The sequence below is a fragment of the Halioglobus sp. HI00S01 genome (assembly GCF_001635445.1).
GTDB lineage: Bacteria > Pseudomonadota > Gammaproteobacteria > Pseudomonadales > Halieaceae > Halioglobus > Halioglobus japonicus.
This window is the reverse complement of the sequence record NZ_LWEE01000058.1, coordinates 173,216-188,673: the sequence shown is the minus strand read 5'-3', so window position 1 is coordinate 188,673 and position 15,458 is coordinate 173,216. Positions and strand designations below refer to the sequence as shown.

16 protein-coding genes are annotated in these 15,458 nt (G+C 58.3%); 8 read left to right on the top strand and 8 right to left on the bottom strand.

The window, feature by feature from the left end:
* Positions 1 to 112: 112 nt before the first annotated feature.
* Entirely contained in the window at positions 113 to 1,645 is a 1,533-nt protein-coding gene (locus tag A3709_RS22565; protein ID WP_197484137.1) for a CAP domain-containing protein, read from the top strand.
* 117 nt (positions 1,646 to 1,762) lie between these two features.
* Here the strand turns inward: A3709_RS22565 and A3709_RS24985 are convergent, their stop codons facing one another.
* On the bottom strand, positions 1,763 to 1,912 hold the full coding sequence (locus A3709_RS24985; RefSeq protein WP_156507640.1) for a hypothetical protein: 150 nt from the start codon (positions 1,910 to 1,912) through the stop codon (positions 1,763 to 1,765).
* 158 nt (positions 1,913 to 2,070) lie between these two features.
* Between A3709_RS24985 and A3709_RS09210 the strand changes: the two genes are divergently transcribed.
* Positions 2,071 to 3,588, top strand: coding sequence for an AbgT family transporter (locus A3709_RS09210; protein WP_066053390.1), 1,518 nt, complete (start codon positions 2,071 to 2,073; stop codon positions 3,586 to 3,588).
* 10 nt (positions 3,589 to 3,598) lie between these two features.
* Positions 3,599 to 4,207, top strand: coding sequence for a hypothetical protein (locus A3709_RS09205; RefSeq protein WP_156507639.1), 609 nt, complete (start codon positions 3,599 to 3,601; stop codon positions 4,205 to 4,207).
* Between the two features lie 10 nt (positions 4,208 to 4,217).
* Here A3709_RS09205 and A3709_RS09200 read toward each other — a convergent pair whose 3' ends face one another.
* The 4 genes from A3709_RS09200 to A3709_RS23130 all read right to left on the bottom strand — a co-directional run bounded on the left by A3709_RS09200 (position 4,218) and on the right by A3709_RS23130 (position 6,671).
* On the bottom strand, positions 4,218 to 4,658 hold the full coding sequence (locus A3709_RS09200; RefSeq protein WP_156507638.1) for a hypothetical protein: 441 nt from the start codon (positions 4,656 to 4,658) through the stop codon (positions 4,218 to 4,220).
* Positions 4,659 to 4,682: 24 nt separating this feature from the next.
* Entirely contained in the window at positions 4,683 to 4,961 is a 279-nt protein-coding gene (locus A3709_RS09195; RefSeq protein ID WP_066053381.1) for a hypothetical protein, read from the bottom strand.
* Complete coding sequence (locus A3709_RS09190) at positions 4,958 to 6,037, bottom strand: AI-2E family transporter (RefSeq protein ID WP_066053378.1); 1,080 nt, start codon at positions 6,035 to 6,037, stop codon at positions 4,958 to 4,960. The genes A3709_RS09195 and A3709_RS09190 overlap by 4 nt, the downstream gene beginning before the upstream one ends.
* A 103-nt stretch (positions 6,038 to 6,140) precedes the next feature.
* Positions 6,141 to 6,671 (bottom strand): hypothetical protein, encoded by a 531-nt coding sequence (locus tag A3709_RS23130; protein WP_156507637.1) that lies wholly within the window; start codon positions 6,669 to 6,671, stop codon positions 6,141 to 6,143.
* 13 nt (positions 6,672 to 6,684) lie between these two features.
* Between A3709_RS23130 and A3709_RS23125 the strand changes: the two genes are divergently transcribed.
* Complete coding sequence (locus A3709_RS23125) at positions 6,685 to 6,834, top strand: hypothetical protein (RefSeq protein WP_156507636.1); 150 nt, start codon at positions 6,685 to 6,687, stop codon at positions 6,832 to 6,834.
* Positions 6,835 to 7,015: 181 nt separating this feature from the next.
* On the opposite strand, the gene A3709_RS09180 is transcribed toward A3709_RS23125, so the two are convergent.
* A complete protein-coding gene (locus A3709_RS09180) occupies positions 7,016 to 8,089 on the bottom strand; it encodes a purine nucleoside permease (RefSeq protein ID WP_197484136.1) in 1,074 nt (357 codons plus the stop codon).
* Between the two features lie 3 nt (positions 8,090 to 8,092).
* Entirely contained in the window at positions 8,093 to 10,252 is a 2,160-nt protein-coding gene (locus tag A3709_RS09175; RefSeq protein ID WP_066053372.1) for a TonB-dependent receptor, read from the bottom strand.
* Positions 10,253 to 10,458: 206 nt separating this feature from the next.
* On the opposite strand from A3709_RS09175, the gene A3709_RS09170 reads away from it, so the two are divergent.
* The 4 genes from A3709_RS09170 (at position 10,459) to A3709_RS09155 (ending at position 14,136) form a co-directional block, all read left to right on the top strand.
* Complete coding sequence (locus A3709_RS09170) at positions 10,459 to 11,868, top strand: amidohydrolase family protein (RefSeq protein ID WP_197484135.1); 1,410 nt, start codon at positions 10,459 to 10,461, stop codon at positions 11,866 to 11,868.
* A gap of 62 nt (positions 11,869 to 11,930) precedes the next feature.
* On the top strand, positions 11,931 to 12,425 hold the full coding sequence (locus tag A3709_RS09165; protein WP_231871155.1) for a cupin domain-containing protein: 495 nt from the start codon (positions 11,931 to 11,933) through the stop codon (positions 12,423 to 12,425).
* Positions 12,426 to 12,427: 2 nt separating this feature from the next.
* Positions 12,428 to 13,291, top strand: coding sequence for a DMT family transporter (locus A3709_RS09160; protein WP_066053369.1), 864 nt, complete (start codon positions 12,428 to 12,430; stop codon positions 13,289 to 13,291).
* 56 nt (positions 13,292 to 13,347) lie between these two features.
* Positions 13,348 to 14,136 (top strand): thioesterase family protein, encoded by a 789-nt coding sequence (locus A3709_RS09155; RefSeq protein ID WP_066053366.1) that lies wholly within the window; start codon positions 13,348 to 13,350, stop codon positions 14,134 to 14,136.
* Between the two features lie 38 nt (positions 14,137 to 14,174).
* Here A3709_RS09155 and A3709_RS09150 read toward each other — a convergent pair whose 3' ends face one another.
* Positions 14,175 to 15,404 carry a S9 family peptidase gene (locus tag A3709_RS09150; protein WP_082850010.1) on the bottom strand — a complete coding sequence of 410 codons (1,230 nt, stop codon included), beginning with the start codon at positions 15,402 to 15,404 and terminating at the stop codon, positions 14,175 to 14,177.
* Positions 15,405 to 15,458: the final 54 nt, after the last annotated feature.

Sequence of the window (15,458 nt, the reverse complement as noted above, 5' to 3'; positions counted from 1 at the left end):
CTCGGCCCATCTGGACTTTTCTCAAGTTTTTCGTGGAAGGTGCCGATCATATGACCTTAAATCGGCGGAAGCCGTCGCTCGTAAAATGACCAATACTATGCAATTGCACAACATGAGAAAATCTCTCCCACGCCTGGTCGCCTACACATCACTCGCGCTGGCCCTGGGCGGATGTCGCCTGGTCATTACTACCGACGGTAAAGGCCATATCGAATCTGCGTCGCATCTGCATAGTTGTGATCAGCCAAGCTGTAGTTTTGAAATCACCGAAGAAATGACCGACACCTTCACAGCAGTGGCGGCAGAAGACTACCGCTTTGTGCGCTGGCAGGGCATTTGCAGCCGCTCGGTAACGCCGGTATGTGAAGCAACCGTTTCGCCACTCGAGGAAGAAATTGAGGGCGTTGAACCCGAAATCAAATTGTGGGCCAACTTTGAGCGCAAGTCTAAAGTCCGCACCTGGTTCAGGGACGCCGATGGCGACCAGTTCGGTTCCGCCGCTGACACGATGACCAGTACCGAACGGCCGCTGGGTTATGTGGTGAATGATCGCGATTGCGACGACACCAATCCAACCGTATACCCCTGGCGCGACGAGCTGGACGATGGTATCGACAATAACTGTAACGACCTGATTGACGAGGGCCTGGAAACAGTAGATCCGGCCGATCTACTGTATCGCGATGTCGACGGCGACGGTTATGGTGTCAATACCGACACCGTTAGTGTCGACGAACCCCAGGACGGCTATGTCAGCAAACCCGGTGACTGCGACGACAACAACGACGACATATACCCCGGCGCTCAGGAACAGTACGACAGCGCAGACAACAACTGTGACGGCGAGATCGATGAAGGCTTCCAGGAACGCGAGTTCTACCGCGATGTCGATAACGACGGCTTTGGCGATGCCGACGTGACCACCTTTGCTGTGCTCCGGCCGGTGGGCTATGCCACGATTGCCGGCGACAACTGCCCGAGTGTTTACAATCCCGCCCAGGCGGATGCGGATGGCGACGGCATTGGTAACTCCTGTGACGACTTCACCGACAGAGATAACGATGGCGTAGAGGATCGCTACGACAACTGCATGAATGCCTCCAACCCCGGACAGGAAGACAGCGACAGCGATGGCGCCGGCGACGCCTGTGACGATACCGACAACAACCAGCAGCCGGACCCGGCACCGGAGCCCGATCCTGCGCCGGTTGATTGCGAGCGCACAGCACTCGATCAGGAAATGCTGGATGCGGTTAACGCCTTCCGCGCCCAAACCCAGGACTGCGGCTCCGAAGGTGTCTTCCCGCCCGCAGGCTCCTTGCGCTGGAACTGTCAGTTGAAGACTGCGGCCGTGGGCCATTCCACCGACATGGCAGAGAACGATTTCTTCTCGCACACAGGTTCAAATGGATCATCTGCGCGCAACCGGATTGACGCAACGGGTTACAACTGGCGCGCTTATGGCGAGAACCTCGCCGCAGGTCGCAGCGATGTGAATGACGCCATGCAACAGTGGGCGGAAAGCGATGGTCACTGCGCCAACATGATGACCTCTCGCTTCACCGAGTTCGGCAGCGCGCGGTCCACCAACACCAATAGCCGCTATCGCTACTACTGGACGCAGGTCTTCGGGCAGCCTTTTTAACAGACAGGCAATTCGGGGCAGTGGTGAGGCCAAACCATGAGGCCGGCCAGGGGAAAAGAAACAGCCGGCATGACTGGCTGAAAAAAGGCCCGCCAGGCAATAGCGGGCCATGTCACATCAGGCGTACTTGCTATGCAGTCGATTAGCGGCCTCACACATGGCCTTTAATTTGGCCAGTGCAAACTCCCGCGGCAGTAACCACATTCCGCAATCCGGAGCGAGACTGATCTGCTCCTTGGACACCACCTGCATGGCACCTTCAATCAACTCAACGAGTGCTGTTGCTTGCGCCGGTCAACTGACAGCACAGGGCCAAAGCCGCGAGCATACGGAGAATACACATTTCGATACTCCTGCTGCTTCGCTCCAAGTGTAGACCAGCTGTGCTAGAGTGCGGCTCACAGGCCTGCATCAGAGAGAACATAATGACAACCGGCAACGGCAGAATCCTTGGCGCTATTGAACGCATCGGCAATCGATTACCTGACCCCACCATGCTCTTCGTGGGATTGCTCTTCATTACCTGGCTGCTGTCCTGGGGGCTGAGCTATATCGATTTCGGCCTCACTGACCCTCGAAGTGGCGAACCATTGCGCATTGTTAATCAGCTGGCACCCACCAGCCTCACCGCATTTTTCTCAAGCATGGTCGCTACCTTCGCGCATTTCCATCCCATAGGCGTTGTGCTTGTGGCCATGCTGGGTATTGGTGTCGCGGAGCACACCGGATTCATTAACAGCGCGCTGCGTGCCATGATGAGCGTGACCGGTAAAGCCCTGCTCACACCTATGATTATTCTTGTCGGCATTGTCAGCCACACCGCGGCTGACGCCGGCTACGTGCTGGTTATACCCCTGGGAGGCGTTATTTTTTATGCGGCTGGCCGGCACCCGCTAGCAGGTATTGCCGCCGCCTTTGCCGGCGTATCAGGCGGGTTTTCAGCCAACTTTGTGCCATCGGCCATCGACCCTATGCTGCAGGGCATTAGTCAATCGGCGGCGCAGATTCTCGACCCGGAAGTCTCCCTGAATCCGCTGAACAACTTCTTCTTCACCGCGACCTCCTCGCTGGTGATTATAGGTCTGGGCTGGTTTATCACGGACAGAATTGTGGAGCCTCGACTGGCGGGACAGGCCCTGGATGGTGACCTGGAGGGGTTGCCCTCCATGGATCCACTCACCGACTCAGAGCGCAGCGGACTGCGGTCGGCATTATGGTCGATGGGGCTGTGTATTGCGGTGCTGATTGCCACCGCATGGCCGGAAGGCTCTGCCTGGCGCGGCGCCGGAGGATCATTGACCGAGCGCGGTGCCCCGCTCATGGGCTCCATCGTGCCACTGATCTTTATCTTTTTCCTGGTACCGGCGCTTGTCTACGGTGTGCGCGCGGGCACGGTGTCCTCTTCGCGGGATGTCATCGAGGGCATGACCAAGGCCATGAACAGCATGGCTTATTACCTGGTCATCATGTTCTTTATCGCCCAGTTCCTCTACTCGTTCGCCCAATCCAATATAGGTATTCTGCTGGCGCTGGAGGGCGCGGCCCTGCTCAAGGCGCTGGCGCTACCCGCCGGCCTTACGATAACCGGTGTGGTACTGCTCACAGGTCTGCTCAATCTGTTCATCGGATCGGCGTCTGCCAAGTGGGCGCTGCTGGCGCCGATTCTGGTGCCGATGCTGATGGAGCTGGGCATCTCTCCCGACCTGGCACAAGCCGCCTACCGCGTGGGAGACTCAACCACCAACATTATTACCCCGCTAATGCCCTACTTCCCGCTGGTCGTGGTCTACTGCCAGCGCTATTTAAAGGGCGCCGGCATTGGCACTGTCACTGCACTCATGTTGCCCTACTCGATCACATTCATCATTCTATGGACAGCCTTCCTGCTGGCATACTGGGCGCTGGGGCTGCCACTGGGTCTGCAGTCGAGCTACACCTACTAGGGATACTTTCATGATCATGAGATCTATGTACGCGGCAATCGCCACGCTTATGCTGGCCGGATGCGGAACGGGGTCAGATACCGCGTCGAGCTGCGAATACCTAAGCGGCAACTTGCTGGAAGATCCAGGGTTCAATCAACTGACGGGCGCCCGTCGCGATCGCAAGTGGTTTGCTTCAGCGCACGCCAATAGCAAGGCCTTTACCTATGCTGCAGACAACGGCACGCTAACCATTACCCAGGTGGGCTCAGAGCCCTGGTTCCTGCTCAGTCAGTTACCCGATACTGACAAACTGGGCGGCAAAAAAATCGAGTTTACGGCAGAACTTAAACTCGACCTGACCGAATCCAAACATAAGCACAACTTCAAAATGGGGGGAGGTCTGGCCGTGTTGGCCAAAAAGAACAACAAGATCGTATTGCGCAGCCAACTGCCCCACGATCCTCACATGGGCACACACGATTGGTTCACCGCCAGGATCGTCGCCAAGCTGCCGCCGCGCACCAATATGTTACGCCTCAGCTTCCTGCATCAGGCAGGCGGATCCATGCAGGCGCGCAATCCGAGCCTGAGAATTGTTGACAAGAACTGTCCAACGAACGCCGAACCGGAGATGTAGGCTCCGACGCTTACTCGTTTTTGCCCAGCGCTGAAAGCAGGAAGCGCACTGCGCCCGTAGCGCGGTGGACATTTTCGCCCATCCGCGTCACCTCGCTGGCGACATGCTCCAGTTTTTCCTTCACTTCCTCGACATCATGATTCACCTGCTGATACGCCATCTCGCGTATCTCACGGGCCAAGGCTTCCTCGCGCTCCGAGGGCCCGGCCCGTTTGCTTAAATGCATGAGCAGTGCCACACCGACCGCATTGATTGCGGCCATGGCCAGGGCAGCTCCCGCCGGGCTTAGCACCTCTTCAAAGGCGAGAAAGCCCGCCAGGTTGAGCATGCCCAGGGCGAGCAGGAATAGCACCAACGCAAAGCCAAGATAGGAGGAGCGCGCCAGCAGGCGTCGCGCCTGTACATCTTTGACAGCGAGCTCAGCCCGGGCCAGTAGTTGCAGTTTAAACATGTTATCTGCCATCGTTATTGTCGCTCATTTACTTAAACGCCCCACCAGCACCCCAAGGCCCAGTAGCAGCAAAATAGTGGAAGGTTTTGTGTCTCGAAGGTCGTGGTCAAGGCCTTCCAGCCAGCCGCCAAACTCTTCGCGCGCACGCTGCATCAGCGTCTCCGGATCCATGTCTTCAAGCCAGGCCTGCAAATCTTCTTCAACTTCCTGGGCGGGGTCTGACCTCGGCGGCGGTGACGGCTGGTTTTCCATTTCAATCAACTCGCGCTGCAGTGCCAGTAGTTCATCAATCCGCTCGGTCATGGCGACTCCACTTCTTGTAGATCGGATACCGGGCTGGCCGGCCAATTGGATAAAAGTATGCCGAACCAGGCACTCCCAGGGTGTTGCAAGGCGAGAAACTTAATCACCATGGTCAAAGGCACAGACAGCAACATGCCCACTGCACCGAACATATACCCCCAGAACACCAACGATACAAAGACGGCCAGTGTCGACAGCCCGACCGCCTGGCCCATCCAGCGCGGCTCGATGACGTTACCGACCAACATATTCACCGCCACATAAAGCGCAATCATGGAACCGGAGATCAACAGACTACCCTCCAGCAGCGACAACAGCACCGGAGGCACGGCGGCGATAATCGACCCGACATTGGGAATAAAGTTGAGTAAGAACGCCAGAAACCCCCAGAAGGCCGCAAAAGGCGCCTCCAACAACACCAGGCCGGCCCAGACGACTGTGCCGGTGACCGCACTGACCAGAGCCTTAGTACGCATATAGTTGTTCATCGACAACAGCAACTCGGTGGCGGGCTGAATATAGTCCTTGTCACCGCCGCGAGACATGGCCTGCATCTTCGCGGGCAGATTGACAGCGTCGGCGAGAATAAAAATGACCGTGAACAGTATCAACACAAAGTTGCCCAGCACGTCGCCGAGGCCGCCGAGAAAACTGCCGAAATAGGTCATTGCGGCGGCCGGGTCGAGCGCCCGCTGCACACCTTCACGACTCACATTGAGTCCCCATCCTTCGAGCCTGGCACCCCAGAGATTGACCAGTTCCGTGAATTGCTTTTCATAACCCGGCATTGCCTTGGAAAAATCCTCGGCAGTAGAACCAATCAGGGAGAAAACGGCCAGCAGTATGGCAAATGCACCAATGCCCACCAGAATAGCCGCCAGGCCACGGGGAATGCCACGCTTTTGTAGTGCTCTCAGTGGCGCTGCACAAATCACCGCCAGAAAGATCGCCAGCAGAAAGGGCTCCAGCAAATGGGCTGCGTGACGAGCCCCGGCGAGGATGATGACAATAGAGGCGAACACCAGCAGCGAATCGCGGATACTGCTGCCACCAAACTCGGTTTCTGTTTCTGACATCCCTGCGCCCAATTGATCTATGCCATGAAAATAGCACAAGCCGAGCGACTGTGTTGCCTAACTATGAGCCAGCCCCATCATCGCGACAGGGCTGCGCGCGTCACTAGTGGGCGTGGGGTGCAACGCCCACCTGCGGCATATCAGCCAGGCCGATGTCCCGGGCATGATCCTCAAACGCCTTGTTCTTCCAGAAGAAAGCGCCAGGCATGGTGGTCGGTATCACAAGAATGTAAAACAGCGCACGCCCAACCAGCGCAACCAGAATGGCCATCAGCGCCATCGCGACCAGCACCGGCAGCGCTGCTGCCATGTCCAGCCACAGCGGTGCGCTCACAAGGCCAACCGCGGCGAGCCCGAGCAGCGCGTTGCGCGCCATCCAGGTGTAACCGAACATGGTGCGCTGTACATAGTGCGAGACGCCCCCCTCGTGGTCAGCGGCAAACATATGCCGGGCATGCACCCACAGCCCGAGACCTTCGATGATAAGGCCGACACCCATGGCTACCGCACAGAATTCCAACGCTGCGCTAGCGGGGCCAGCGACCCCATAGTGCTCGAGCGCAGCACCGACCAGCCGCCCAGCGAGGCCAAGACCGCCGCGGCCTGAGCCCACGCATGCCAACGTCGACTGCACCTACACCGACGACGTGTCCGTCAAGGAAGACAACGTCACCGAGCACTTCCTGTTCGACGGCAGCACCGTGTCCTTAGGCTCTCTGCCTTACTACGGTCTATTAACGCACGCCTGGGCCTGGAATCGCAAAGCGGTGACTGGCAGGCCGCTGTCTGGGGCATAAAGCTGACTGACGATGAATTCCTGTACTCTTCCGCCAGCGAATTCCTCGGTACTATCTCCCAGATCGCCAATATGCCGCGCACTTAGGGCGTAGACCTGCGCTACAACTTTTAAGCGCAATCGCGACCGACACTACCAAAAAGGGCGGCCCATAGCCGCCCTTTTTTGTGCTGACTACCAGCTCAGGGACTGGGGATAGTGTCCTCATACTTGTACCAGTTCTTGACCAGCTCCTGAACCACGGCATTGCCCACCAGGTAGGCATTTTCAAGCGCTGCGTCCAGGCCCGCATAGCTGTCGTGCTGCTCTTCCAGCAGGTTCTGGGCGGCCGTTTTTCCGGGGGGCTGCATGGTGTAGTTAGACGCTGTGCGCAATACCATAACCCGATTCTTATCGACCTTGCCCGCATTGTGAAGATAAGTCAGCGACTGATAAGTGCCGGTATCCTCCATCGCGGAGCTGACAAAATTACCCTCACCTTCAGTCCAGTAATCCACCCACTCATTGGCCCAGTCATTAAGTACCTCACCGTGCCAGAAGGTCATGGCGGCCAGCTGATCGCCCTTCAATACAAACGGTCTACGCTGGCCCACCGGGTGATTGACATACAGTTTGCGCGTGGCTTCCAGCGTTGGGTGGTCGGGCAAATCCATGTCCACGGTGAACTCATACGCCCACTGCACCAGACTGTTATTCAGCTCAAACATCTCACCCAGGCTATAACTGAGGCGCTCCGGGTCTCCGGGGCCCTGACTGAACAGCGGGAAGTAACCATGCTCCCAGTCATCGGGTTTTTCACGGGCATCGATCTCATGCGCGAGGTCACCATCAACGAGGAACCTCGCCCAGGCCACAGACCCCAACGAGGCATCCGCCGGATCAAATCCGGAAATGCCTGCGACCAGCCAGTAGGCCTTACTGAGATCAAAGCGCTCGTCCATACCCAGCGCCATAACACTGGCCGCGGCATTCGCTGTACCCATGCCTGTGACAATGCCCATGACGCCAGAGTCTTCGTTGAAGTGAATATCGTGGTGCATGTGCGGAGCGGGATACACCTTGTCCAGCGGGATCCGCTCGTTCCAGCGCTGAAATTCACCGGCCTTGTCGCCGCTGTCCTCACCGCTTTCAAACATGGTGACCACCACCACCTTTACGGGCACAGGCTGCTGAGTATCCACATCGACACTCACGGTACAGCCGGCGAAGAGCCCGGCTGCGGATAGCAGCAGGGCTTTGGGAAGTATCATATTCATAACTTAAAACTCAGAGGAGACCGATACACCGAATACCTGGGGTTCATTGGTGAAACCGGTCAGATTGTTGAAGTCGATGGCACCCATGACATTCTCTTCATCGGTGATATTGCGACCGAATACGGCCACTTCCAGGCCGCGATCGACACGGCGCCAACCAGCCCGGAAGCCGCCTTCATACTGGCCATCGGTCTGGAATTCCTTGGCGTCGTACAGGAAGATATTGGTGTCGCCCTGGTAGGACCAGTCGGTAAACACAAACAGCTCGGAAGCGTCGCTGATGGGGTAGCTGTAGCTCGCGGTCACGTTAAACGTGGTTTCCGGTGCATTGGGGAACGGGTTGCCATCAATGAGCACAAAGCCGTTCTCATCCACAGGGTTGGTCACGGTGCAGCGGCCGCTGCCACAGGCGCCGACACGCAGCCCGTTGTCCTCGATTTCAGTGTCTGCATAGCCCACACCGAAGGTCATCACGAAGTTGTCGGTCAGCAACCACTCCACATCCATTTCCAGGCCCATACCGGTACCTGTGTCGGCATTAATCAGCTGGATGTTGTTGCTGGTACCGCCCACAGCGGTGAACTGAATATCTTCTACTTCGTAGTAGAACAACGCCGCGTTGAAGCGCATGGTGTCGTCGAAGAACTGAGACTTGTAACCGAACTCAAAGGAGGTGATGGTCTCGGAATCGGCGACCGAAGGAGCGCCACCAAAGGCCACATCGCGGCCCTGAATCGTGGGGGCACGGAAACCGGTGCCGACCTTGGCCCAGAACAGCGAGCGCTCGTCTGCCGCGTATGACAGCGCGAGATCTCCGCTGATCTGGTCGTCAGATACATTCTCGGAATAACCCGGCGCGGTGAAATCTTTCTCGTCGTCCGTCCAGCGCAGGCCCGCGGTCAGGGTCCAGGCATCGGTAAAGGCATAGTCACCCTGGCCAAATACCGCCCAGGTCGTGTTCTCGTGCTTAACAGTGGTCGCGGGGATAAAGAACGGGTTGGTTTCCACTTCGAGTTCCGAGTCGAAGTAGAAGGCACCCACCTGCCAGTTGAAGCGATCGCCATACTCACTGGCAAGACGGAATTCCTGGGTCAGCTGATCCGTATCCGCAGAGTCTGCGGTCTGGGAGGGGAACGGAATAAAGCCCGGCCCCATCTCCGGCAGGAATACTGCACCAAAGCCACCGTCTATATCGCCCAGTGAATAGCCATCAGCCTCGTCATAGGCAGTGATAGAGGTCAGCGTCATGCCGCCGATATCCCAGTCGATCTTCAGGTTGTAACCGGTGCTCTCATATTCCTGGGGGTTGTTGTCACCCTCATCGAAGTAGACGGTTTCGCGATCGTAGTTCTCGTTGAGACTATTGCTGCCCGGGTCAAACACGTTGGCCCGGAAAATGGCCGAGGTGCCATCGAGGTCGCGGTAGTGCGCGCCCAACAGGAAAGTGAGTGAGTCAGTGGCATCCCACTGCAGGAAAGCCTTGGCGGCGTTTTCTTCGAAGCCACCCAGGGCATCGCTTTCACCCGTGTAGTCGTTGTTGATGTAGTCATCGCGGTTCTGTACCAGCACCGCCACCCGGCCAGTCAGGTTGTCCGTCAGGCCGCCGCCGACGGCACCTTCCACATTAATGGTACCCAGCGAACCCGCGTCGACCTTCAACCGGCCTTCAAACTCCTGAGTGGGCTTATAGGAATCAAATTTGACGATACCGGCGGTCGTGTTGCGACCGAACAGCGAGCCCTGGGGACCGCGCAGCACTTCAACGCGCTCGATATCAAACAGCGGAAAGCTTTTCAGAACCACGTTCTCCTTAACCACTTCATCCATGATGATGGACACTGGCTGGGAGGCCGCGAGATCGAAATCGATGTTGCCCAGTCCGCGAATGTAGAAGCGCGGGGCGACACGGCCGTTGGACGATTCGGCGTACAGGCCCGGCACTCGAGCGGACAGGGCACGAATGTCTGCACCACCTTCAAACATGGAGGTAAAGCGCTCCCCGGATAAAGTGGCAATCGAGAGCGGTACATCGAGAATACCCTGCTCGCGCTTCTGCGCGGTAACCACCACTTCTTCAAGTTGCGCCATGGCGGGCGCGCTGGTGCCGATCACAGCGGTAACGGCGGCCGCAATAGCCATTCTGGGGGCATTGGTGCGAGTCATGGAATTCTCCCTACTGTGCTTGGATAGCTTCTTTTGTCAGCGACACCGCTCCAGCGGCTGTCGTCGTGTGCTCAATGCAAACTTTACGCCTATTCTTTGCACAGACCACAGCTCATTCCCAATCTGCGGAAAAAGTACCGGAATTACCGCGCCCGTCATCGCGGTGCTATGCTCACTCCTCGCTGACTCGTTCCGGAGAACGCCCTGTGCGCGCATTTTTGTCCAGATTAATTGTCCTTGCGCTCTGTCTTGGCGCACCTGCTGCCCTCAGCGCTCGGCAGCCCGACCTCATTGTCTACGGCGACTATGTGCTGACTATGACGCCGGAGCAAGACCTGATAGAGGACGGTGCCGTGGTCATTAATGGTGACCGGATCATCGCCGTCGGGAAGCGCGGTGATATCGACAGCCAGTTTGTCGCGTCCCGGACTTTAAGCGGCGCAGGCAAGGTCCTGATGCCAGGTCTGATCAATGGCCACACCCATACCGCCATGACCCTGTTTCGGGGCATGGTCGACGACCTCGATCTCATGACCTGGCTGAACCACTATGTGTTTCCCATGGAAGGTCGATTTGTCACCCCGGCGTTTGTACGCACTGGCACCCAGCTGGCCTGCTGGGAAATGATTCGTGGCGGCACTACCACCTTTGTCGATATGTACTTTTACCCGGACGAAATCGCCCGGGTAGTCGATGAGTGCGGGGTGCGAGCGATTGTGGCAGCGCCGCATATTGACTATCCCAGCCCGGGCTTCAGTGGCTGGGATGACTCCTTCGCCGCAGCCAAGGACTTCGTCGCGCGCTGGTCCGGCAAACACCCCCGGGTAACACCGGCGTTTGCACCACACGCCCCCTACACCGTCTCAGCGGCGCACCTCAAGGCCACAGTTGAGGCGGCAGCAGACAGCGATGCGCTGATTTCCATGCACCTGGCTGAGGCGCCGGCGGAAACGGCTTATATTGCAGAACATTTCAAGACTACGCCGGTACAACATGTCGCGGGACTTGGCATGTTCCAACGCAAATTGATCGCCGCACACATGGTGCAGCTGAATAAGCAGGACATCGCCATCACCGCCAAGGCAGGGGTGGGCGCGATTCACAACCCCACCAGCAATATGAAACTGGGCGCGGGCATATCGCCGGTACCCGCGATGCTCAGCGCAGGTGTCAATGTGGGCCTGGGCACGGACGGTGCAGCCTCTAATAACGATCTCGACATGTGGGAAGAGGTGCGCATGGCTGCCCTGTTACACAAGGCCAGCAGCGGCGACCCCACCGCCCTGCCAGCCACCACGGCGCTCGCCATGGCGACACGCACCGGGGCCGCGGCAATTCGCATGGGCGACCACATTGGCCAGCTCAAGTCAGGCTATCAGGCAGACATGATTCAGGTCGACTACACCGGACTGGAGCGCCAGCCACTGTACGACATTCGCTCCCATCTGGTGTACACCCTGGACGCCAGCGACGTGGTCACCACCCTTGTTGCCGGCAAGGTGCTGATGCAGGATCGCCAGGTGCTCACGCTGGACGAAGCGATTCTAAGCAAGGACGTCAACCGGGCCGCGAATGATATTCGCGCAGCATTATCGGCACAGGGCGCCCCGCAATGAGGCTGATTGCGCTATGCTGCGCCGCCTTCACCACCAGTTCATTGGCCCAGGAGATGCCCAACGTGAATTACCCCGATCGCGATACTGTTATTGCCCAGCTTGGCCTGCAGGGCCACGTCGAGGGTGGTTACTTCAAGCGGACGTTTCAGGCCGATCACCGCCCCAGGATAGATGCCGGCATCGGCCCGCGCTTCACGATGACCTCGATTTATTATTTGCTCACGGCCGAATCCCCGGTAGGGCATTGGCATCTCAATCGCTCCGACATTGTGCACTACTATCATCTCGGGGCGCCGTTGCACTACTACATGATTCATCCCGACGGTCGCCTCGAAACCGCAGTACTCGGACCGGATCTCGCAGCAGGCCAGCAACTGCAGCTCACTGTCCGCGGTGGCGTGTGGAAGGCATCGCACTTGCCCGGGGGCGATTACGGCCTGATCAGCGAAGCGGTGGCACCCGGCTTCGAGTACGAAGACATGACGCTGGGTGAGCGCGCAGCGCTGCTCGAGGTGTTCCCGCAGCACGCCGAACTTATCCAGGCCTACACTCGCTAGCCATGGATCGCTCCAGGCTGATTATTCTCGGCGTTATTGCCGTGCTGACCATGTCGGCCGTGCCGGTGCTGGTAAAGTCCACCGACGCGAATGCCGTGACCATTGGAATTGTGCGCCTGGGCATCGCAGTACTCGCGTTTGTCCCACTGGTACTGATCCGCGGCGAGGTGTTCCGATTTACCCGTCGCCAGTGGCTGCAGCTGACCATCATCGGTTGTACGTTCGGGCTGCACTGGCTGACCTATTTTCTCAGCATCAAGCTCGCCACTGCCGCCATCGCCACACTGACCGTGCTCACCTATAGCGTGCAGTATTTAATTCTGGCGTACGTGTTCAACAGGGAGTCGGTCAGTCCCGTCGAATGGCTGGCCATCGCGATCTGCTTCAGCGGTTGCATTCTCGTGTCTCCCGAACTGTCATTCCAGAATCAGGTTACCCTGGGCATTGCCGTGGGACTGTTCTCGGCGCTGCTGTATGCTGCCATGCCGCTGCTGCACCAACGCGCTGAGGGGATCGGCACCCTGGAGCGTACTTTCGGCCAGTTTTTCTTCGCGCTGATTATCTTCCTGCCACTGCTGGGCCGAGCCAACTGGGATTTGCAGCCCACCGATATCCAGCAGTTACTCGCGTTGGGACTGCTCTGCACGGTGCTCTCTCACGGCCTGTGGGTGAAGAGCAGCACCGAGCTGCCCGCCATTTACTCCAGCATGATTTACTTTCTCTATCTGCCCGGTGCGGTTGTCGGCAGTGCGGTGTTTCTGGATGAGGAACTCACGCCGCGCAAGTTGCTGGGCTGCGCTATTGTATTGGGCGCCAGTGCGGCCCTGTCGCTGTATCGCTACCGACGCAGCAGAACGGCGTCTTGACGCTGGAAAGCATTAGTTCCAAAATAGAACGATAGATGGTATCAAGAGGTTTGCCCATGAGTTTTGCCCAGGCCACAGCAGTGACGCCCGACAACGGCGCGTTTAATGCAGAAATCCATCCTGGCTGGGATATCGGCGGCAATGCCAACGGCGGCTACCTGATAGCGCTCGCCGCCCGGGCCATGTCGGCCGCCAGCAGACCCCACCCGGTTTCCGTCACCGCCCACTACCTGTCTCCGGGGCGGCCGGGGCCGGTCAATATCAGCACCCAGGTCGTCAAGACCGGCCGCACGTTTACCACCCTGCGCGGCACTGTGATGGGGCCGGAAAAACCCATTCTGGAATTGTTGGGCTGCTTTGGCGAAGTCGAGAACGTCGACGGCACGGTTCTGGTCGACGCAGAGCCACCCGCCATGCCGCCGCCGGACGAATGCTTCAAACTTGAACCCAGCGAGAGGGGCTTTCCGCCGCCGCTGATGGGCAAACTCGATGTGCGCATGCATCCAGAAGATGCCGCGGCCTTTGAAGGTCGCCCCACGGGCCAGCCGCAAACCCGCGGCTGGATCCGCTTTCCGGATGACGAACCCGTCGATGCCTTTGCGCTTATGCTGTTTGCCGACGCATTCCCACCGACGATATTCAATACCGAATTGCCGATTGGCTGGGTACCCACCGTCGAAATGACAACGCAAATACGCGGCATACCGGAACCCGGTTGGCTGCGCTGTCGGTTTTCCACGCGTTTCATCACCGGAGGCGTGCTGGAGGAAGACGGCGAAATCTGGGACGAGAGCGGCCGCCTCGTCGCGCTTTCGCGCCAGCTGGCACTCACGCCCCGCGGCTAGTATCCAGCGCGGCTCGCGACGCGCGAGGTCGCGCTCCGCTACATCTGATCGAAGCCGATTTCACTCATGAAGCCGGCCATCTGCTTGAGGTACTTGCCCTTATCCAGATGCACCAGGTGATTGCCAGGAAACCAGTGAATACGCGGCCGGTCCCAGTGATCCCACAATAGGCGCGCATGCTTGGGTGGGGCCAGCCGGTCGCCGGCACCGGCAATAACCATGAGCCGCTCGCGCGGTAATTTCGGTCGATAGGTCAGCGCCGAATGTACCGCCAGCTCATGGCGGATTTCGCTAATGCTGGTGCCGGTGGCTTTGAGCGCCGCCTTAATGGGCAAATTGACGGGGAACCATTCCATGACCAGATCGGCGAGACTGACCACCGGCACATTGGGAATCGCAAACTCCAGCCGATCCTCTACCGAGGCGAGTAACGCCGAGGTATAGCCGCCCAGGCTAATCCCTGTCACCCCAATCTTGCTCACGCCCTCAGACTCGAGCCAGTCCATAAAAATCCGGAAGTCATGCACCGCATGTGCAAACGATTCGCTGATATGCGCCGTGCCATGAGAGAAAAACCCGTGACCGCTGAACGGTGATAGGCGTTCGGCCCGAGCGCCATGGTGTGGCAGGGTATACAGGAGAATGTCGTATCCCTGGTTGTAAAACCACGGCAGGGCAAAAAACATCCGGTTGAGCCAGTAGGGGTCAGCCATGAATCCGTGAATAACCGCAATCGTCGGGCGCGGGCCATCATCGTGGCGCCAGTACTGGGCCTGTGCTCGCGCATTGCGCTTCTGGCGGGCATAGCGGTCGCGCATTTTCGGATTAACAGCGCGAAAGGGGCTCTCAAAACTGAGCAGTTCACAGCGGCCGTCACGGGGTCGGAAGCGCCACAAGCCGGCACTGGATCGCTCCATGCTGACGCGCGAGGAGTTGGGTCGCTTGAAGAAAGCGTCGGGGTCAGCCTGATCGGCCTTGCGCTGATAGTAAGGGCGCTGGCCGGCATCACGCTTTAACTGCATGGGCTGAAAACTGCGGGGCACCGCCAGGCCGCTCAACATACTGGCACCGGCAGTACGCAGCAGCAGGTCACCAAAGGCGGTGGCGTCCACAGTTAACTCGGTGCGCAAATCCAGTTCGAAGTCGTCGGGAAACTTGTGAAAACTACTCTCGAGATTATCCCACCAGGGCTGCTCGGGCATAATCCGTCGACTGTGGGTATAGGTCTCGTTGGCCACCCGGGAAACGGTACTGGCGATGTCGTACATACACGGTCCTGTTATTGTGATTATTTTTCCCGTCAGTGTATCGAACGAGGCGGG